Raw genomic sequence first — 17,159 nt, 5'->3', positions numbered from 1 at the left:
TCTGTCCCAGCTTAGAAGCTCATACCGCCAGTGACCATCAGGCCTGCGGAGCCAAACAGGATCAAGTCCGACTCCATGCGGCCCCATTGTACGCCGATGCTGGGCAGTATCGCGGGGGCGATACCGGAGTGGTTGAAGGGGATCTTGTCGCGATACTCATCCTTGTAACCGCGTAACAGACCGCCAGTCAGCTTGCCGCGTACCAGAGTGTTCTCGGTGGGTCGCCACAAGGGAAACTCGCGACCGGCATACCAGTACCAGGTGGGCTGGTCATAGGAGTTCTTGAACCATCCGGCTCCCGTGAGCCAGCGCTGGGGATTATGCAGCTCCACGCTGACCAGGCTCTGGTGGTTGTTGTGCTCCGGGTCTGGCTCATAGTGACGGGTATAGAGGCTGGTCTGTACCAACACATGATCCAGCTCCGTCGAGGGTGGCCACGATGATGACGCATTGGCGCTGGCAGGAGCCAGCGCCAATGCCATGAGGATGCTGGCCGATGCCTTCCATGGTGACTGCATGAATTCCCTGATTGGCTGATGACTCTTCACAGGCGCATTTCGATTCCGCGTTCTGCCATATATCGTTTGGCCTCGGGAATCGTGTACTCGGCGAAGTGGAAGATACTGGCGGCAAGGACCGCATCGGCGTGGCCTTCGGTCACCCCTTCCACCAGGTGATCGAGGTTGCCGACACCGCCTGATGCGATGACTGGCACGCTGACCGCATCACTGATGGCTCGAGTCACGCCGAGGTCGAATCCGGCCTTGGTGCCGTCACGGTCCATGCTGGTCAGCAGCAATTCGCCGGCACCATAGTCAACCATCTTGCGCGCCCACTCTACGGCATCCAGCCCTGTGGGGCGGCGTCCGCCATGGGTGAATATTTCCCAGCGTGGCGCCTCATCGTCAGCACTGACTCGCTTGGCATCAATGGCTACCACGATGCACTGACTGCCGAAGCGCTCGGCGGCTTCGCGCACGAACTCCGGGTTGGTCACCGCTGCAGTATTGATCGATACCTTGTCAGCACCGGCATTGAGCATGGTGCGAATATCGTCACAGGTACGGATACCGCCACCCACGGTTAGTGGGATAAAGACTTCACCGGCAATACGCTCGACCATCTCTACCGTGGTATCGCGGCCCTCGTGACTGGCGGTGATATCGAGAAAGGTGATCTCGTCGGCGCCCTGCTGGTTGTAGCGCTGGGCGATCTCGACCGGATCACCGGCGTCGCGGATGCCGACAAAGTTGACACCCTTGACGACACGACCGGCGTCGACATCGAGACAGGGGATGATGCGCTTGGAAAGTGCCATGGTATCCCTCGGGTTACGACTGCTGGGTCAGCTCGTCACACAGACGCTGGCCCTCGGCCACGTCCAGACTGCCTTCATAGATGGCGCGACCAGTGATGGCGCCGAGAATGCCGGGTTCGCCAGCGGCGATCAATGCCCGCAAATCGTCGAGGTTGGTCACACCGCCGGAGGCAATGACCGGTAACCCTCCCTCGCGAGCCAGTTCAGCAGTGGCTTCGACATTGACGCCGTTCATCATGCCGTCGCGGGCGATATCGGTGTAGACGATGCTGGAAACGCCGTCATCGGCAAAGCGCCTGGCCAGATCCACGGCCAGTACCTCGGAGACCTCAGCCCAGCCATCGGTGGCCACGCGACCGGAGTGGGCATCGAGGCCGACGATCACATGACCGGGAAATGCACGGCACATCTCGGTGACGAACTGGGGTTCCTTGACCGCCTTGGTGCCGATGATGACGTGTGAAACCCCTGCTGCGAGGTAGTGTTCGATGGTTTCGGCGTTGCGAATGCCGCCGCCAATCTGGATCGGCAGGTCTGGATATTGGCGGGCGATGGCGGTGACCGCCTCTCCGTTGACCGGGCGGCCTTCGAAAGCGCCGTTGAGGTCAACCAGATGCAGGCGGCGTGCACCGGCCTCAACCCAGCGTGCCGCCATGGCAACGGGGTCATCACCGTAGGTGGTGGCGTCTTCCATGCGGCCTTGCTTGAGACGGACGCACTTGCCGTCCTTGAGATCGATGGCGGGGATTACCAGCATGTTGTGTCCTCGGGACCCATAGGCCTGCTTTGCATCAACAGCGCCCTGATTATGATAATAGTCGTGTAGCTTGCGTGGCGGCGGTGCCTGGACGTTCAGGGTGTCCAGTGCACGAAATTCTCGAGCAGACGCAAGCCCGCGCGTGAGCTCTTTTCCGGATGGAACTGCACGGCAAAGGTGGCGTCACTGCCGGTGGCTACATGAGCCGTGATACTGCCGTAGTCGGTCGTGCCGAAAACATTGGCCTGGTGCTCGGCGGCCACATAGTAGCTGTGCACGAAATAGAAGTGCTCATCCTGGTCAATTCCATCCCATAAGGGGTGTGATTGCGGCTGACGCACAAGGTTCCAACCCATATGCGGCACCTTCAGGCGAGCATCGCCATCGAGCATGTCGGCAGGGAAGCGCTTGACCTGGCCAGCGAGAAAGCCGAGGCAGTCAATGCCTCCATTTTCATCGCTGCGATCCATCAGCATCTGTTGACCGACGCAGATGCCCAGCAGCGGTTTGGACTGTTCCTTGAGCAGCTCGAGTACCAGACCGGTCAGCTCGGTGCGCTCCAATTCTCCCATGCAATCGCGCATGGCACCCTGGCCGGGCAGGACCAGGCGTGTGGCTCCCTGGATCGAGCGGGCGTCTCGCGTGATCATGACGTTCTCATGAGTCACGTGCTCAAGGGCCTTGGCGACGGAATGCAGATTGCCCATCCCGTAGTCGATGACGGCGATGGTCATGGAATGCTCCTTCTACTCGGGCAGCGTTGTTGGCGCTTTGCTGCGGGGAAATGTCCACTCATGGCATATACCTGGTTGCGATACTAGAGGCTACCCTTGGTAGAGGGCATCTTGCCGGCCATGCGGGGGTCTTCAGCGGCAGCCATACGCAGGGCGCGACCAAACGCCTTGAAGATGGTTTCGGCCTGATGGTGGGCATTGAACCCCTTGAGGTTGTCGATGTGTAGTGTCACGCGAGCGTGATTGACGAACCCCTGGAAGAATTCCCAGAACAATTGAGTGTCAAAACGACCAATGGTGGCACGAGTGAACTCGACGTTCATCGATAGCCCCGGGCGTCCTGAAAAATCGAGCACCACACGTGACAGCGCCTCGTCGAGCGGCACATAGGCATGACCGTAACGCACGATGCCGCGCTTGTCGCCGATGGCCTTGTCGAAGGCCTGACCGAGGGTGATGCCCAGGTCCTCGACGGTGTGGTGATCGTCGATGTGTAGGTCGCCATTGACCTTGAGATCAAGGTCGATCATACCGTGGCGAGCGACCTGATCGAGCATATGATCGAAGAAAGGGACGCCAGTTTCACCGTTGAGGTGACCCTGACCGTCGAGATTCAGGGTCACAGTGATCTGGGTCTCGCTGGTGTCACGGCTGACCGTGGCAATACGCTCGGACATGTCGTCTCCTGCGCCTTGGCGCATATCGAAATAGGGCTGAGAGCCGTATGCTGCTTGTTGGTGTATGACGCACACAAGGCATCCATTATAGAGAATCGGCGGCCCGATTCGCTACAATGCGGCCATTCACGCGGCCATTCATGTAGTTCTGGGCCGCGACAATTCTCGGGACAGGTGTCACGCTGTCATCCGTAACCGGAACGTCAGGGAGATTGCCCATGCCGGTGACCCTCTATCGCATTGATCAGGATATCTGGGATGCCGATGAGCAGGTGCGCATCGATCTGGCCCGCATCTATAGTGATGCCCCCGAGGAGCGCATTCAGATGCCTCCTGGAGCCTATATCCTGACTCATCTCAGTCAAGGTTTCTTCTGGGCGGCGCAATTCAACGACCGATTGCTCGGGGCTGTGGCAGTATCACCTGATGAGCAAGGCTGGCGCTTGCTTGACTTGTGTGTGCGCAAGACTGCACGGCGGCGCGGGATCGGTTCGCGGTTGTTGGCGCTGGTTAGTGCTGAAGCCAGCCAGTTTGGCCTGGTGCTCAGGGTACCGGCATCACAACTGGAACTCGCGGACCAGATGCTGCTGCAGCGGTTGGGATATTGCCTGACCCGTGATGGCGACTACTTTCAACTCGACCTGTCAGGAGACAGCGGTCAATGAAACGTCTTGTGAGAACCTTGTTGGCAGTGGTTGGTGTGTTGGCGCTCGTGACCGTAGGAGCGGTGGTGTATGTCACCACTTTCTTCAACCCCGAGGATCTGAAGCCACGGTTGGTGGAGGTGGTCAAGGAACATACTGGCCTCGAACTGGCGCTCGAGGGCGCTCTGTCCTGGTCCTTCTATCCACGTATTGGTGTCAGTGTGGCCGAGGCCGAAGCCTGGCTGCCGGAGCAGCCGGACGACGCGGTACCCTTTGCATCCTTCGGTCATGCTTCGGTCAGCCTCGCCTTTACACCGTTGCTGAAAGGCGAGATCGCCATTGATGGGCTGACACTGGATGGTGTTTCTCTGAATCTGGTGCGCAATGCCGACGGAGAAGGTAACTGGGAAAGTCTGCTGGAACGCCTGGAGGGACGAGGTCCCGATGCCGAGAAGGCTCTGGCACCAGCCAGTGCGGGTCCCAACCTGGATGATAGCGGAGGACTGTCGGTGGCGCTGAACATCGCCAGTGTCGAGGCGACCAACAGCACCCTGAGGCTGGTGGATCATCAGGCTGATCAGGAATGGCTGGCGGAGTCACTCAAGGTCTCCGGCAGTAACGTCAATCCAGCCACAGCGTTCCCTCTATCGGCCACTTTCTCGCTCAAGCGCTTCGACAAGCTGGAAGGTGATCGTGTTACCGCGCTGCACAGCGATATCAAATTCAACAGTCAGGTGCAGCTGGGGCTGGCCGATCAGCGCCACGTGCTGAGCAAGATGGTACTCGAGACCAACACCCAGATGGCCGGTATCAGTGAGAGTCAGCAGGCCACGCTGAGTAGCGACGAACTGGTCCTCGACCTCACTCAGCAGCGTCTGCACATGGCCCCCAGCAAGTTGGATGTCAGCCTGCTTGACCCGCGTATTGGCGACAAGCGCTTGCCGTTGTCGCTGGGCTTCGAGCTGGAGTCGAGCCTCGCTGACCATACCGCTCAACTGCGCGACGTTACCCTGACGGGACCGGACAGTCTGTCGCTCAAGGGCAATCTCACGTTGCGAGAGCTGGCGACAGCGCCGCAGTACGAAGGCCAGTTGCGCCTTGAACAGATGTCTCTGCGCCCCTGGCTGGATCGATTGCATGTACTGCCGAGCATGGCAGGTACTTCCTCGCTCTCCGACGTTTCCCTGACCACTCCGGTAAGTGGTGATCTCGAACAGCTCCGCCTCGATGGGCTGACACTCGTGCTGGATGACAGCACTTTCTCCGGCAATGCCGGAGCTCGCTTCGATGGCCAGCGAGTGGATATCGCCCTGGAGGGCGACCAACTGGATCTCGATCAGTATCTACCGTCGGATGATGCACAGAAGGCCAGCGCTTCACTGCCGGGCATCACCGCTGCCGTGGCGCAGGAGGAGGCGCCTGCGCTGCTCCCTGCCAGTTGGCTGGCACAGCTCGATGAAACAGTGGCCTTGAAACTGAGCGAGCTGACGCTGGGCGGCCAGCAATTCCAGGATGTAGCGCTCGAACTTCAAGGTGAGGATGGCAAGCACCGTCTGTCCAGCTTCGACGCGGGCTTCCATGAAGGGCGCCTGCAGGCCGATGGCCAGCTGGATGCGAGCACTTCTCCGATGGAATGGCAGTTGGCTCCCAGGGTGCAAGGAGTACGGCTTGATGCGCTGTTGGTGTCGCTGGGAGAAGACCCGGCGCCGATGGTTGGCTCACTCGATGCGCAAGGTGATTTGACGTCGCACGGCAACAGCCGCGATGCGTTGCTGAACAACCTCAATGGCACAATCGATGCCAAAGTCAACGATGGCAGTATCCCCGGCAACAATATCTCTCAGCAGTTGTGCTCTGTGGTGGCGCGCTTCGAAGGCGAACAGGCCACCCGTGAGTGGGCCGAGGATACTCGTTTTGACGAGATTCGCGGTACCTTCCAGATTCGTGATGGCGTTGCCCATAACGAGGACCTGTTGATTACCCTGCCGGGGATCGAAATGACCGGCGAGGGACGCCTCGAACTGGCGACCAGAGCCTTTGAAGCCAAAGGTGCCGCACGCTTCCTCGATACCGCTGATGCGGCCTGCAAGGTCAATCCGCGTCTGCAGCGTGTGGCGTTCCCGGCGCGTTGTGAAGGCAGCCTGGACTCCGACAGTAGTGAATGGTGCTCTTTTGACGTACGCGCCTTCAGCCGCAATCTGAGCGAGCTGGCAGGGGATGAAGCCCGAGGCCAGTTGCAGGAAGAAGTGGATGAGCGCCTGGGCAAGGAAATCAATAAACATCTCGGAGATGAAGCTGGTGAGGAACTTCGTGATGCTCTGCGTGGTCTATTCAATTGAGCATCAAGTAAGCCAGTCCCTGCGCCGACCACCGTGTCGGCGCTTTTTTATGTGCATGAAACCAATATCTGGCCAATAACCAACTGATAATGAAAGCAATGGACCTTGACGCTACGGCAGTGACTACGCCCGTTCTGGAGCGTGAAATCTTCTCTAAACGGTTGCTGGAATGGTATGACCGCTACGGTCGTCATGACCTACCCTGGCAGCAGGACCGTACCCCCTATCGAGTGTGGGTATCGGAAATCATGTTGCAGCAGACCCAGGTCGCGACAGTGATTCCCTACTTCGAGCGCTTCATGGCGCGCTTTCCCGACGTTGCCAGCCTTGCAGGTGCCAGCCAGGACGAGGTTCTGCACCTGTGGACAGGTCTCGGTTACTACGCTCGTGGCCGGAACCTGCACAAGGCTGCTCAGGTGGTCATGGCGGAGCACGAGGGTCGCTTTCCCGTCGAGAGCCAGGAGGCGATGGCGTCTCTGCCGGGTATCGGCCGTTCCACGGCTGGCGCGATCATTGCGCAGAGTACAGGGCAGCGCGCGGTAATTCTCGACGGTAACGTCAAGCGTGTACTGACGCGTCTACAGGCGGTCGAGGGTTGGCCGGGACGACCCGCAGTGGAGCGTGAACTCTGGAGTCTTGCCGAGCACTTCACCCCGGATCAGCGGGTTGTCGACTTTACTCAGGCGATGATGGACCTGGGGGCAACCTTGTGTCGCCGTGGCCAACCCGATTGTGACCACTGTCCATTCGAGGATGTCTGCGTCGCGCGTGCTCGAGGAGAGCAGCGTCGTTTCCCGGAATCGAAGCCGAAAAAGGCCACACCAGTGCGCACTACGCGTATGCTGGTGCTGCGTGACGACGAAGGCAGAGTACTGCTGGAGCAGCGACCATCCTCAGGCCTCTGGGGCGGCCTCTGGAGCCTTCCCCAGTTCGATACGGATCGAGATATGGCACTGTGGCTTGACCAGCACGCGCCAGCCGCCAGGCGTAGCGAGCCCCAGGCCAGCTTCACACATGTATTCAGTCACTTCCGCCTCGAGATTACACCTGTTCCGGCGCGTGTTGAGCGTTTGGATAGCGTGGCAGAAGGCTGGCGCTGGTATGCCCCGTCGTCTCCAGACTCCGTTGGCCTTGCCGCTCCGGTGAAGAAATTGCTGCAGGCGCTGACGCCCTTTACCCTGAGTCCACCTGAAGGACCTTGATTATCCGCTTCAACAAGGAGCTCGCCCCATGAGCCAGACCGTTTTCTGTCGCAAGTATCAGAAGGAGATGGACGCCTTACCGTTCCCGCCCCTGCCCGGCAAGAAGGGGCAGGAGATCCAGGCGACGGTATCCCGTCAGGCTTGGGAAGAGTGGCAGGCGCTTCAGACACGTTTGATCAACGAGAAGCACCTCAACATGCTTGAGCCCGCATCACGCGAATACCTGATGGAGCAGATGGAGCGCTTTCTGGATAACGAGGCTACCGACCAGGCAGAAGGGTACGTGCCCCGCGATCAGTGACTCGCGCCGGGCCTGTCATCCCAGCTCCATCTTTTTGAAAGAAAAAGGGTTGACGGAAGGCGGGTGTTACGGTTTAATACGTCGCGTTGGCAAGGGGCCAGATAGCTCAGTTGGTAGAGCAGGGGATTGAAAATCCCCGTGTCGGCGGTTCGATTCCGTCTCTGGCCACCAACTATGCTGGGGTATAGCCAAGTGGTAAGGCACCGGTTTTTGGTATCGGCATTCGGAGGTTCGAGTCCTCCTACCCCAGCCACGCCAACTCTCTTTTCGGCGTAGCGCGAAGTGTGAAACGCCAAAGCAGCAAGTGACCTATAGGTCGAGTAGAGCCGACATAGCTCAGTTGGTAGAGCAACTGACTTGTAATCAGTAGGTCCCGGGTTCGACTCCTGGTGTCGGCACCATCTACTCGATGGTTGAAAATCAAAAGCTTGCTTTACATCATCGCCGCCTTCTAGGGCGGCGATTGTGCTTGTAAAATCTCTCCTTCGGCCTAGCGCTCAGTCTTGCACTCATTCCTTTCAATTTGGATGAGGTGCAGCTAAATGCGTGTTTCTGCAACAGTTTGTTCCAAGGGCGGCGTCGGCAAGACGACCTCAACGGCCAACCTGGGCGGCCTGCTGGCTGATGCCGGGTTCAGGGTGCTCCTCATTGACCTGGACTCCCAGCCTACCCTTTCCTCCTATTATGAGCTGTCCCAGCCTGCACCCGGCGGAGTGTACGAGCTGCTCGCGACAGATCTGGTGGATCTCGACCAGATCATATCCAAGACCGCGATTCCCAATCTCGATATCGTGGTCTCCAACGACTATCGGAATCAGTTGCAGCAGCTGTTGCTCAACGCCCCCAATGGCCGGTTCCGCCTGATCGGGTTACTCGACCGCTTCTCAGATCGCTACGACGCCATCCTCATCGATACTCAGGGAGCTCGCTCCATCCTGCTCGAGATGGCTGTTCTCGCTGCTGATCATCTCGTATCGCCCATCGTCCCCGAGTTGCTGACTGCCCGTGAGTTCGTGCGCGGCACACAGGGCATGCTCAACGAGATGCGCGAGCTCACGCAGTACACCCGCTTCGAAGTCCCTCCCGTCTCGATCCTTCTCAACAAGATGACTGACCAGCTGAAGGATGCCCGCGATATTTCGGACAGCATCCGCAGCATGTACGCCGAAGTCGAGGATCATGGCATTCGTGTGCTCGACACGCCGTTGGTCAATCTCTCTGCGTATCGCTCGGCAGCGCTTCAAAGCCTGCCGGTGCATCGCGTCGAGCCTCGCAAGCCCTCTGGCCGTAAGGCTCCGGCCTGTGCCGATCAGATCAAGGCCATTGCTGCCGATCTCTATCCCGAATGGGCCGATGCTATTCGCGCAGTTGGTGCGTCCAAGCCCCAGGGCAGGCCGGGGTCAGGTAAATCGGGGGTGGGTCATGTTCACTGAAACCCAAACCCTCGCGCCTGATGACGTTGAAGCCATGGGACTCGTCCCACCGCACAGTATCGAAGCGGAACAGTCGACGCTCGGTGCACTCATGCTGGATAACAGCAAGTGGGACGACATCTGCGAAATCGTTGATGCCGAGGCGTTCTACTACTATCCCCATCGCCTGATCTTCAAGGCCATGCGCGAACTCGCCCAGGGCGAGAAGCCGATGGATGTGGTGACGATCTCGGAGCTTCTGGAGCGCGACGGGAACCTTGAGTCCATGGGTGGGCTGGCCTTCCTGGCGGAAATTGCTCGCAACACGCCGTCGGCGACCAACATCGCGGCGTATGCCGACATCGTGCGCGAGCATCAGCTCCGCCGACAGCTCTCCTGCATGGGGCGTGACCTCAGTCAGCAGGCGCTTGAGGGTAACCACCTCAGCAAGGCGATAATCGAAGCGGCCGAGCGTCAGCTGTTCGAGCTGGCCGAAGATCGCCAATCTCAATCTGCGGGAATTCGCTCCGCGCTGTCATCGGCAATCGACACCATCGATCGCGCGTTCAATGCCAAGGATGGCATCACCGGTACGCCGACTGGCTATAAGGATCTCGATGACCTGACGTGTGGTTGGCAGAGCTCTGATCTGATTGTCATCGCCGGACGTCCCTCGATGGGCAAGACCACCCTGGGCATGAACCTGGTCGAAAATGCGCTGATTGCCACCGCCGACCGTGCAGAGCTGGCTGACTCACCCGTGTTCGTCTTCTCGCTGGAAATGCCCGAGGAGCAGTTGATGCTGCGCCTCATGTCCAGCATCGGTCGATTGGACGCGAGTCAGCTGCGCTCCGGGGAGTTGGACGATGGTGGTTGGGAAAAGCTGACCGCGGCTACCAATCGCATCCTCGAGTTCGAGGATCGTCTGTTCATCGATGACTCCAGTGGCATTTCCGCCACGTCACTCAAATCACGCGCCCGCCGTTTGATGCGCCGCCACGGCAAACCGGCGCTGATCCTGATCGATTATCTCCAACTGCTCAGCGAGCCTGGCTGCGAGAACCGTAACAACGAGATCTCGACGATCTCGCGGATCCTCAAGGCGATGGCCAAGGACCTGCAGTGTCCGGTCATCGCACTCTCTCAGTTGAACCGCACCCTCGAGAATCGTCCCAACAAGCGCCCCTGCATGGCGGACCTACGTGACTCGGGAGCGATCGAGCAGGATGCGGATGTGATCGGGTTTGTCTATCGGGATGAGGTCTACCAGCCGGAAAACCCCGATGTGAAGGGGTTGGCCGAGTTCATCATCGGCAAACAGCGTAATGGTCCTACGGGTGTCGTCCATCTGGCATTTCTGGGTGCCCAGACACGCTTTGAATCGCTGGAGTGGAAGCAGACGCAAGGAGGCTGGTCATGAAACCGATCGAATCTATACGCGCTATACGCGATCAGGCACGGAGTGTCATTCAACTTCCAGAGAGTGAGGCTAAGCGGTTGTCGAGCGCCGAAACGGCTCTACATCGCATCACGGAAATGCTGGGGATTGTCGCTGAGCCGAATAATGAAGGCCGATACGATGCACGTGCTCTGCGTGATCAGGCCATTGACGCGATAGAGCGGCGGCAGTCGGAGAAGGAACTGGGCGGTATCCTTGATACCTCGCCTACGATCCTGACCGGATCCGGCATCTCTCAATCGCTCACCTACCCATCCTGGCGGCTGGTTGATGACCAGGACATCGCCCAGGCACTGTCGAGAATCCCGCGATTCAATGGCCACACCTGCCAATTCTACAGTGTCGCCCAGCACTGCGTACTGGCCAGCCAGCTCGTTCCGGCTGAGGACGCTCTTGCTGCCCTGTTACACGACGCGACGGAAGCCTACATCGGGGACATGATCTCCCCGCTCAAGACTCTGTTACCGGCGTATCGCCTCATCGAGCAACGAGTCTGGGTAGCCATTGCCAAGCGCTTTGGCGTGGATCCGGTGATGCCAAACAGCGTCAAGCAAGCCGACCTGCAGCTGCTCGCCACCGAGCGCCGTGATCTCCTTCCCGAGTCACCACAGGAGTGGCCCTGCCTCGAGGGAGTCGAGCCCCTAGTGGATCCTATCGAGCCCTGGTCTCCCCAACTGGCGGAAATGGTATGGGGGCTGCGCCTCGAGGAGCTCATTGCGCAACGGGAGGAAGCCTGATGACACCCAGGACACAGCTTCAACAGTTGGATGACATGCTGGCTGAGCGTCGTGCCGAATATCGTCAGCTGGAGAAGGATATCCATGCACTCCAAGCCCAGAAGCAGCAGTTGATTCAGGTGCTGGAAGGACAGCTCGACCTGTTCATGGATCAGGTGGCCAACAGCCACCTTCTGCTCAAGGAGGTGCGTCATGGCTAAACAGTATGGCAAGGGGCTGCAGAAGGTTGTTCGCTTCGCAGAGGCTCATAACTGGCATATCGAGCGCACGCGCGGCGGGCATATCAAGTTGACCAAGCCCGGGATGCCTCCCGTCTTCACCAGCTACTCACCAAGCGATGCCCGTTCGCAGCGAAATGCCATCGCCCTGCTTCGCCGTGTGCAGAGAAGCTCTGGCGTAAGGAGGGAGTCATGATTCCAGATCGCATTATGCGCAAGATCGAGCGGTGCCTGGCCTTATCCCAGAGTGCCAATGCCCACGAGGCAGGGATTGCGCTTCGGCAGGCACAGCGCCTCATGGCAGCCAACGGCCTGAGTGAACAGGACGTTGCCATTGCATCCGTCACCGAGCATTCCGTTTCGGCCCAGGCCGGCAAGACGCCTCCCCGCTACCTCGAGGCCCTGGCGACGTTGATCAACGCCGCATTTGGCACGCAGGCCGTGTACTCCGTGTCTCTGGATGAGCATAGCCATCTAATTCGTTGGCTCGGCCAGTGGCGGTTCCTGGGGACAGATGGCGCGAGTCAGGTTGCCGCCTATGCCTATGAAGTTCTGCAGCGTCAACTGATTCGCGATCGCAAGGCGTTCCAGCAAGGCCTCAACAAGCGCATCAAGCGTGCTACCCGGATTCGCCGGGGAGATGCCTATGCCGAGGCATGGGTGATGGGCGCACGCGCGTCGATTATCCCGATGGAAATGTCGGAGGAGGCGGTGGCGGTGTTGGAGGCATACACCGCCAGGCGGTTTGGCGGGGATCTGAAAGCTCTGACACCTCGTCAGCGCGGAAAGCTACGACATCACGACTTCACTGCCGTTCGCGAGGGCTTTGCGGCAGGACGTCATGTTCAACTTCATTCCGGTGTGGAGCAGGAACGTCGGGAGGAGCTGACCCATGGCTGAGATCCTGAACTTTCCCGTGCGAGCAGCACATGACCACGGCATGGAGCGTTATCTGATGGGACGTGAATGTCTAGCACTGGGCCTGATCGATCCCTTCGCCAGTTGGGTTGAAACGCTGGACAGCTGGTTTGGTGAGCATCCCCAGGCACGAACCAATCGCAACGAGTCTCTCCGCTCGCTGCTTGCCGACACCTGGTTGGTATTCCACATGGCTTGTGACCAAACCAGTCAGCTGGACATGCAGCCGCACCACAGCTTGCGCTGGGCGCAGCTCCAGTATCACCAGCTGAGTGATATCGAGCTGTTGGTGATCGTCAGCGACAACTTGATCGATCTGCGAAGCGGAGTGAATGAATTGAGCCAGAGGTATCCCCCTGAAGCACGCAGCGACCTTGTCCTGTTCGGTCTTGTTCAGGGCATGGATCACCTGTACCAGCAACTGGAACGTCTTTTCGAGACTGAGTTTTCCGACTCGCGGCAGCCGGAGTGGACATCATGAGCAAGACAGCCATCACACCTGATCAAATTGCGGCCAAGCTGACCCAGCCTGGCCCGAAACTGAGCACCAAACCCGCCGATCGGCTGCCGGCACCGACGACCGAGCAGGCGATGACCCTGACGCTGGATCAGCTGCGTCCCTATGATCGCAATCCGCGTACCCAACAGAATCCCAAGTACGACGAGATCAAGGAAAGTATCCGGGCAGTGGGCCTCAAGCAGAAGCTGACGGTCACCCAGCGTCCGGGGGATGATCGCTACATGATCTCCGATGGCGGAAACACGCGGCTGACCATCCTCAAGGAATTACATGAGGAAACCGGTGAAGAGCGCTTCTACTACCAGGACTGCCATTTCATTCCCTGGCAGGGCGAAATCAATGTCCTCGCCGGGCATCTGGCCGAAAACGATAACCGTGGACAGCTCAGCTGGATCGAGCGGGGACGGGGTATCTCCGAGGCCAAGCGAATGATCGAAGAAAATCTTGGGGAGGAAATTTCGCAGAGAGAGCTCACCCGTAGACTCAGAGAGCTTGGTTACACAATCGGCCAAAGCCATATCTCAAAAATGCTCTACACCATCGAGCATTTCCTGCCCACGATTCCACTGACACTGGATAGTGGGATGGGTAAGGGACAGGTAGAGAAACTTATCTCGTATCGTCAGTTCTGCGAGGAGTGCTGGGAGCGGTGCTGTGCCTACTGGGAAGCCCATGCCGATGATCTCGGTGAGGGTGAGCAGTGGGCTACCAGCGTTGTCGATGGTGACTTCGCCCAGGCATGGCACGACGAGATGGCCCAACTCGATCATGAAGGACAGACGGAGTTCCGCTGGAACATCGTCGAGGACAGGCTCAAGGGGATGCTGCACGACCATACCGGCTTGCACTTCAACCCGATCGATATGGCATGGAAGAACTGGTTCACGGTACGTAAGTACGCGAGGGCAGCCAGTGAGGAAGAGAAATCTGATATATGGACCACCGTCGACAGTGAGCTGGAGCGGCTGCGTCATCCCCAGGAACGCCACCTCTATCCGCCGATAGAGGATTCCAGCAAGGGGAGCAAGACCACAGCGACACCGACTCAAACCTTGGCGTCTGGAAATGCATCGCAGGATGCCGATGAAACCGGTCACAGCGAGAGGGAGGGCGATGGCGACCAGGATGATCTGACCTTTGAAGAAGGCCAGACCAATCTGTCACCGACCCCCACGCCCAAAGCCAGCGAGCGGGGCGTTCCTACCTCGGGTGGGGTTGATGAGTCCGCCCAGATGAAAGAGATGCGGGCTCAACTCGCCCAGCTCGAGCAACGGAATGCCGAACTCGAGGCAGGATCTCTGAAACCTCTGGTAGCCCCACAAGCGCCTGGCTCCAGAGAGTCCAGTGGCGATGAGCTTAGTGGTCTACTGGACTCTGATGGGTTCATGCAGGAGCACAACCCACACCCGACCCGGTCGCTCGAGGAACAGGAAACTCTGGTCGATGACCTGACCCTCTCTCCCTATGACGAGAGTGAAGGACATCGGCAGTTACGCCACTGGCAAGCGAAAGAGCATGGTGAAGAAGCCATCGACTTCGAAGCTGCCGCCCTCAAGTCCGTTCCACTGATGTCGGGCGGCCCTGTCGCCCCGATTACCGATCTCTGGCACGTCCCGGCCTGGCGCCGGAATGCTCGCGATCTTCGGATGCAGATCGGTGAAGTAGTCCAGGCACTGGCTGATTGGGCTGGCATCGAGGTCTCTGGCACCACCGAGACCATCCGACTCAACGCTCGTGAAGGACTGGGGTATGAACTCGATCCGCTGGGTGACAACCCGGGACGCCGCGCTCAACTCATCTGGCAGTTGCTCGCCGGTCTGCAGGGCGACATCGACCCGATGTTGCCTGCTGAAATCTCATTATTCGGGGAGCTGGTTGGCAGCCATGGCACCGACAGCGATGTCTGCCTGCCGGATGGTCTGTTCATCCGTGTGTTCTGGCTGACCCGTCTGATTCGTGTACTGCGTGAAGGTCTTGCAGAGGGGGATCCGCAATGACGACGCCACAACTCAACCATGCACTTTTCAACCAGGCACTGGTGCTGATCCGTGAGGGCGATATGCGGCGGGCGCGTGCACTGGGGTTCAACAATGAAGAGCTGCAGCGCCTGAGTCGACTGCGGGCCAGTGAGATCGAGAGCCTGATCAACGAGTTTCCTGGGGTCGCACGATTCGAACTGGATCACAACACCTTCAAGGCTGCGCTTCGGCGAATTGATCGTGATCAGGATCGCGACAGTCTCGTCGATCACTGTATTCGACACGGGGCCAGCGTTCAGATGTTGGCCACCTTCTTTGGCCTGACACCGAACGACTGCTCAGCACGGCGCACCCTGCTCGGGGTGCCCAGTCGTCAGGGGCGTCTGCCCATGCCGGAAGAGGCTATTGAAGTAGACGCATGGCACCGCTGGCAGACCATCAGTGACGATCCGTCCAGCCCATCAGCCGCCGAAGACATCAAAGGCATGTTGGTACTGGCAGAGGAAGTCGAGTTGCCGCTCGCCGTGATCTGGACACTGATCAAGCAATGGACGACGCCGGAGCAACCACGTCAGGAAAGCCTGCCGGGGGAAGATGAGGGCGTGATGCGTGCAGGGGTGGCGTGATGAAGAATTATGACGCGCTCGTCGGGCGCGCGGCATCATCCCTGACCCAACGCCGAGGCAATAATGCCTCGGCGTCGGCCGTTGAGGATGACTCACTCGACGGGCTGCTCTTCATGGGAAACCCCCATGAAACAGTACCTCGAGCTTTACTGCTGGATCAGCGGCTGGGCGCTGTCGATATACTGGGTTGGCAGACGATCCGCTTGTTGTCGAATTCTGACCGTACGACGGCGTTTCCGACCTATGACGAACTTGAGCCGCTGCTGCGATCAGGGGCCGGTCAGAAAGCCTCGCGCAAGACCGTTGCCCGAGTGATTGCGATCCTGCGACTGACGCGCTGGATGACCCTTGGGATGAAGGCGCGTAATACCACCAATGGGCGCATGATTGGAAACGTCTATGTGTTGCATGACGAACCGTTGGCTCCTGCCGAGTCACTGTCCCTGGACCAGGACTACATCGAGTATGTGATTCGCTGTATGAAGCACAGCAACAAGGCCGTGGCCACTGTCGCTCGACTGGTCAGAGACGAGCTGGCCGAAAGTGGTGTGCTCGAAGTCCCGACGAGGCTGGACGTCATCGAGCAGCGTGCCAGACAACAACGGGAGACCGAGTTTCCAGGGGAAACTCAGGCATCTGACTCCCAGTTTCCTATGAAAACTCAGGCAATATCACCCAGTTTCCAGAGGAAACCAGGGCAGTTTCCAGGCAACGAACCACCCAGTTTCCAGCGGAAACTCAGTCCAGAATCAGCAGCTTACAGCACAGTTTCCAGTGAGAACGCCCTTACTACAGTACGTAGTTATACAAACTCTGTATGTAAAACCACCGCGCGCGAGGATTCCCCGTCACCACTGACCTGGTCATGGCCACTCGAGTTGACCAGTGAGGAACGGGAGTCGGTGGCGGTCATGTTGACCGGTCTGCCGAACGATGTTCAGCAAGCAGTGATTGATGAGGCAGCCGGACGGCTCGAGGCCGGCAAGGTGAAATCCCCCAAGGGATTCCTGCATACCCTGGCCAAACGCGCCGCATCGAACCAATTCCAGGTCACCCACTTTGGGCGAGGCATTGCTGACAAGCGTAATGGGCAAACTGTACAGGCATCGACCCAGTCTTCTCCTGAGGAACCCTATGCCCCACCTGCCCCCCGATCTGCTGACTCACGGGTTAACAAGGATCCTCAACCGATCTCTGCGGAAACCCAGAGGGCGCGAGAGAACATGCTGAAACGTCTGGGGATACGGCCCAGCTAGAAACATATGACATCGCCTTTAACGTTTTCGGTGGGGTGATATGCGAGAAGCATTGATGATGG

Annotated in this window: 19 protein-coding genes and 3 tRNA genes; 17 read left to right on the top strand and 5 right to left on the bottom strand. The window is 58.9% G+C overall.

Going from position 1 to position 17,159, the window contains the following annotated elements; all coding sequences use genetic code 11:
* Positions 1-11: 11 nt before the first annotated feature.
* From AR456_RS19055 to hisB, 5 genes are all read right to left on the bottom strand, one after another.
* Positions 12-518 carry a hypothetical protein gene (locus tag AR456_RS19055; protein ID WP_021819019.1) on the bottom strand — a complete coding sequence of 169 codons (507 nt, stop codon included), beginning with the start codon at positions 516-518 and terminating at the stop codon, positions 12-14.
* 26 nt (positions 519-544) lie between these two features.
* Entirely contained in the window at positions 545-1,318 is a 774-nt protein-coding gene (hisF, locus tag AR456_RS19050; RefSeq protein ID WP_021819018.1) for an imidazole glycerol phosphate synthase subunit HisF, read from the bottom strand.
* Between the two features lie 13 nt (positions 1,319-1,331).
* Complete coding sequence (gene hisA / locus AR456_RS19045; protein WP_021819017.1) at positions 1,332-2,075, bottom strand: 1-(5-phosphoribosyl)-5-[(5-phosphoribosylamino)methylideneamino]imidazole-4-carboxamide isomerase; 744 nt, start codon at positions 2,073-2,075, stop codon at positions 1,332-1,334.
* Between the two features lie 95 nt (positions 2,076-2,170).
* The gene (gene hisH / locus AR456_RS19040; RefSeq protein WP_021819016.1) at positions 2,171-2,809 is read right to left on the bottom strand and encodes an imidazole glycerol phosphate synthase subunit HisH; all 639 of its coding nucleotides are present in this window, start codon (positions 2,807-2,809) and stop codon (positions 2,171-2,173) included.
* Positions 2,810-2,892: 83 nt separating this feature from the next.
* Positions 2,893-3,486, bottom strand: a complete 594-nt coding sequence (gene hisB, locus AR456_RS19035) for an imidazoleglycerol-phosphate dehydratase HisB (RefSeq protein ID WP_021819015.1) — start codon at positions 3,484-3,486, stop codon at positions 2,893-2,895.
* Positions 3,487-3,704: 218 nt separating this feature from the next.
* Between hisB and AR456_RS19030 the strand changes: the two genes are divergently transcribed.
* From AR456_RS19030 to AR456_RS18950, 17 genes are all read left to right on the top strand, one after another.
* Positions 3,705-4,151, top strand: a complete 447-nt coding sequence (locus tag AR456_RS19030) for an acetyl-CoA sensor PanZ family protein (protein ID WP_021819014.1) — start codon at positions 3,705-3,707, stop codon at positions 4,149-4,151.
* Positions 4,148-6,469: an AsmA family protein gene (locus AR456_RS19025; protein WP_021819013.1), complete on the top strand. Its 2,322-nt coding sequence runs from the start codon at positions 4,148-4,150 to the stop codon at positions 6,467-6,469. The genes AR456_RS19030 and AR456_RS19025 overlap by 4 nt, the downstream gene beginning before the upstream one ends.
* Before the next feature lie 98 nt (positions 6,470-6,567).
* Positions 6,568-7,671, top strand: coding sequence for an A/G-specific adenine glycosylase (gene mutY / locus AR456_RS19020; RefSeq protein WP_021819012.1), 1,104 nt, complete (start codon positions 6,568-6,570; stop codon positions 7,669-7,671).
* Between the two features lie 28 nt (positions 7,672-7,699).
* Positions 7,700-7,972: an oxidative damage protection protein gene (locus AR456_RS19015; RefSeq protein ID WP_021819011.1), complete on the top strand. Its 273-nt coding sequence runs from the start codon at positions 7,700-7,702 to the stop codon at positions 7,970-7,972.
* Positions 7,973-8,067: 95 nt separating this feature from the next.
* Positions 8,068-8,143: transfer RNA gene (locus AR456_RS19010), tRNA-Phe, on the top strand.
* A gap of 7 nt (positions 8,144-8,150) precedes the next feature.
* A tRNA-Gln gene (locus AR456_RS19005) sits at positions 8,151-8,225 on the top strand.
* Between the two features lie 72 nt (positions 8,226-8,297).
* A tRNA-Thr gene (locus tag AR456_RS19000) sits at positions 8,298-8,373 on the top strand.
* Positions 8,374-8,514: 141 nt separating this feature from the next.
* On the top strand, positions 8,515-9,405 hold the full coding sequence (locus AR456_RS18995; RefSeq protein ID WP_021817715.1) for a ParA family protein: 891 nt from the start codon (positions 8,515-8,517) through the stop codon (positions 9,403-9,405).
* Positions 9,395-10,804: a replicative DNA helicase gene (gene dnaB, locus AR456_RS18990; RefSeq protein ID WP_021817716.1), complete on the top strand. Its 1,410-nt coding sequence runs from the start codon at positions 9,395-9,397 to the stop codon at positions 10,802-10,804. Before AR456_RS18995 ends, dnaB begins: the two co-directional genes overlap by 11 nt.
* Positions 10,801-11,580 carry a hypothetical protein gene (locus tag AR456_RS18985; protein WP_021817717.1) on the top strand — a complete coding sequence of 260 codons (780 nt, stop codon included), beginning with the start codon at positions 10,801-10,803 and terminating at the stop codon, positions 11,578-11,580. Before dnaB ends, AR456_RS18985 begins: the two co-directional genes overlap by 4 nt.
* A complete protein-coding gene (locus AR456_RS18980) occupies positions 11,580-11,780 on the top strand; it encodes a hypothetical protein (protein WP_021817718.1) in 201 nt (66 codons plus the stop codon). The genes AR456_RS18985 and AR456_RS18980 overlap by 1 nt, the downstream gene beginning before the upstream one ends.
* Entirely contained in the window at positions 11,773-11,994 is a 222-nt protein-coding gene (locus AR456_RS18975) for a type II toxin-antitoxin system HicA family toxin (RefSeq protein ID WP_021817719.1), read from the top strand. Before AR456_RS18980 ends, AR456_RS18975 begins: the two co-directional genes overlap by 8 nt.
* Positions 11,991-12,698 (top strand): DUF2786 domain-containing protein, encoded by a 708-nt coding sequence (locus AR456_RS18970; protein ID WP_021817720.1) that lies wholly within the window; start codon positions 11,991-11,993, stop codon positions 12,696-12,698. The genes AR456_RS18975 and AR456_RS18970 overlap by 4 nt, the downstream gene beginning before the upstream one ends.
* Positions 12,691-13,197 carry a hypothetical protein gene (locus tag AR456_RS18965; protein WP_021817721.1) on the top strand — a complete coding sequence of 169 codons (507 nt, stop codon included), beginning with the start codon at positions 12,691-12,693 and terminating at the stop codon, positions 13,195-13,197. The genes AR456_RS18970 and AR456_RS18965 overlap by 8 nt, the downstream gene beginning before the upstream one ends.
* Positions 13,194-15,233 carry a ParB family protein gene (locus AR456_RS18960; RefSeq protein ID WP_021817722.1) on the top strand — a complete coding sequence of 680 codons (2,040 nt, stop codon included), beginning with the start codon at positions 13,194-13,196 and terminating at the stop codon, positions 15,231-15,233. Before AR456_RS18965 ends, AR456_RS18960 begins: the two co-directional genes overlap by 4 nt.
* The gene (locus tag AR456_RS18955; protein WP_021817723.1) at positions 15,230-15,841 is read left to right on the top strand and encodes a DUF2857 domain-containing protein; all 612 of its coding nucleotides are present in this window, start codon (positions 15,230-15,232) and stop codon (positions 15,839-15,841) included. Before AR456_RS18960 ends, AR456_RS18955 begins: the two co-directional genes overlap by 4 nt.
* Positions 15,841-17,097, top strand: a complete 1,257-nt coding sequence (locus tag AR456_RS18950; protein WP_021817724.1) for an STY4528 family pathogenicity island replication protein — start codon at positions 15,841-15,843, stop codon at positions 17,095-17,097. The genes AR456_RS18955 and AR456_RS18950 overlap by 1 nt, the downstream gene beginning before the upstream one ends.
* The last annotated feature ends 62 nt before the right edge of the window (positions 17,098-17,159 follow it).

This window comes from Halomonas huangheensis (assembly GCF_001431725.1).
In the GTDB taxonomy this organism is placed as follows: domain Bacteria; phylum Pseudomonadota; class Gammaproteobacteria; order Pseudomonadales; family Halomonadaceae; genus Halomonas; species Halomonas huangheensis.
The sequence above is the reverse complement of the archived record's forward strand: the minus strand, read 5'-3'. Positions and strand labels throughout refer to the sequence as shown.

What these genes read in the sequence shown, in the direction of transcription:
- hisF (WP_021819018.1), bottom strand. Translation starts at nt 1,318, where the DNA reads ATGGCACTTTCCAAGCGCATCATCCCCTGTCTCGATGTCGACGCCGGT.
- AR456_RS18965 (WP_021817721.1), top strand. Translation starts at nt 12,691, where the DNA reads ATGGCTGAGATCCTGAACTTTCCCGTGCGAGCAGCACATGACCACGGC.
- AR456_RS18980 (WP_021817718.1), top strand. Translation starts at nt 11,580, where the DNA reads ATGACACCCAGGACACAGCTTCAACAGTTGGATGACATGCTGGCTGAG.
- AR456_RS18975 (WP_021817719.1), top strand. Translation starts at nt 11,773, where the DNA reads ATGGCTAAACAGTATGGCAAGGGGCTGCAGAAGGTTGTTCGCTTCGCA.
- AR456_RS18950 (WP_021817724.1), top strand. Translation starts at nt 15,841, where the DNA reads ATGAAGAATTATGACGCGCTCGTCGGGCGCGCGGCATCATCCCTGACC.
- dnaB (WP_021817716.1), top strand. Translation starts at nt 9,395, where the DNA reads ATGTTCACTGAAACCCAAACCCTCGCGCCTGATGACGTTGAAGCCATG.
- AR456_RS19030 (WP_021819014.1), top strand. Translation starts at nt 3,705, where the DNA reads ATGCCGGTGACCCTCTATCGCATTGATCAGGATATCTGGGATGCCGAT.
- AR456_RS19055 (WP_021819019.1), bottom strand. Translation starts at nt 518, where the DNA reads ATGCAGTCACCATGGAAGGCATCGGCCAGCATCCTCATGGCATTGGCG.
- AR456_RS19015 (WP_021819011.1), top strand. Translation starts at nt 7,700, where the DNA reads ATGAGCCAGACCGTTTTCTGTCGCAAGTATCAGAAGGAGATGGACGCC.
- AR456_RS18985 (WP_021817717.1), top strand. Translation starts at nt 10,801, where the DNA reads ATGAAACCGATCGAATCTATACGCGCTATACGCGATCAGGCACGGAGT.
- mutY (WP_021819012.1), top strand. Translation starts at nt 6,568, where the DNA reads ATGGACCTTGACGCTACGGCAGTGACTACGCCCGTTCTGGAGCGTGAA.
- AR456_RS18970 (WP_021817720.1), top strand. Translation starts at nt 11,991, where the DNA reads ATGATTCCAGATCGCATTATGCGCAAGATCGAGCGGTGCCTGGCCTTA.
- hisA (WP_021819017.1), bottom strand. Translation starts at nt 2,075, where the DNA reads ATGCTGGTAATCCCCGCCATCGATCTCAAGGACGGCAAGTGCGTCCGT.
- AR456_RS18955 (WP_021817723.1), top strand. Translation starts at nt 15,230, where the DNA reads ATGACGACGCCACAACTCAACCATGCACTTTTCAACCAGGCACTGGTG.
- AR456_RS18995 (WP_021817715.1), top strand. Translation starts at nt 8,515, where the DNA reads ATGCGTGTTTCTGCAACAGTTTGTTCCAAGGGCGGCGTCGGCAAGACG.
- hisH (WP_021819016.1), bottom strand. Translation starts at nt 2,809, where the DNA reads ATGACCATCGCCGTCATCGACTACGGGATGGGCAATCTGCATTCCGTC.
- AR456_RS18960 (WP_021817722.1), top strand. Translation starts at nt 13,194, where the DNA reads ATGAGCAAGACAGCCATCACACCTGATCAAATTGCGGCCAAGCTGACC.
- AR456_RS19025 (WP_021819013.1), top strand. Translation starts at nt 4,148, where the DNA reads ATGAAACGTCTTGTGAGAACCTTGTTGGCAGTGGTTGGTGTGTTGGCG.
- hisB (WP_021819015.1), bottom strand. Translation starts at nt 3,486, where the DNA reads ATGTCCGAGCGTATTGCCACGGTCAGCCGTGACACCAGCGAGACCCAG.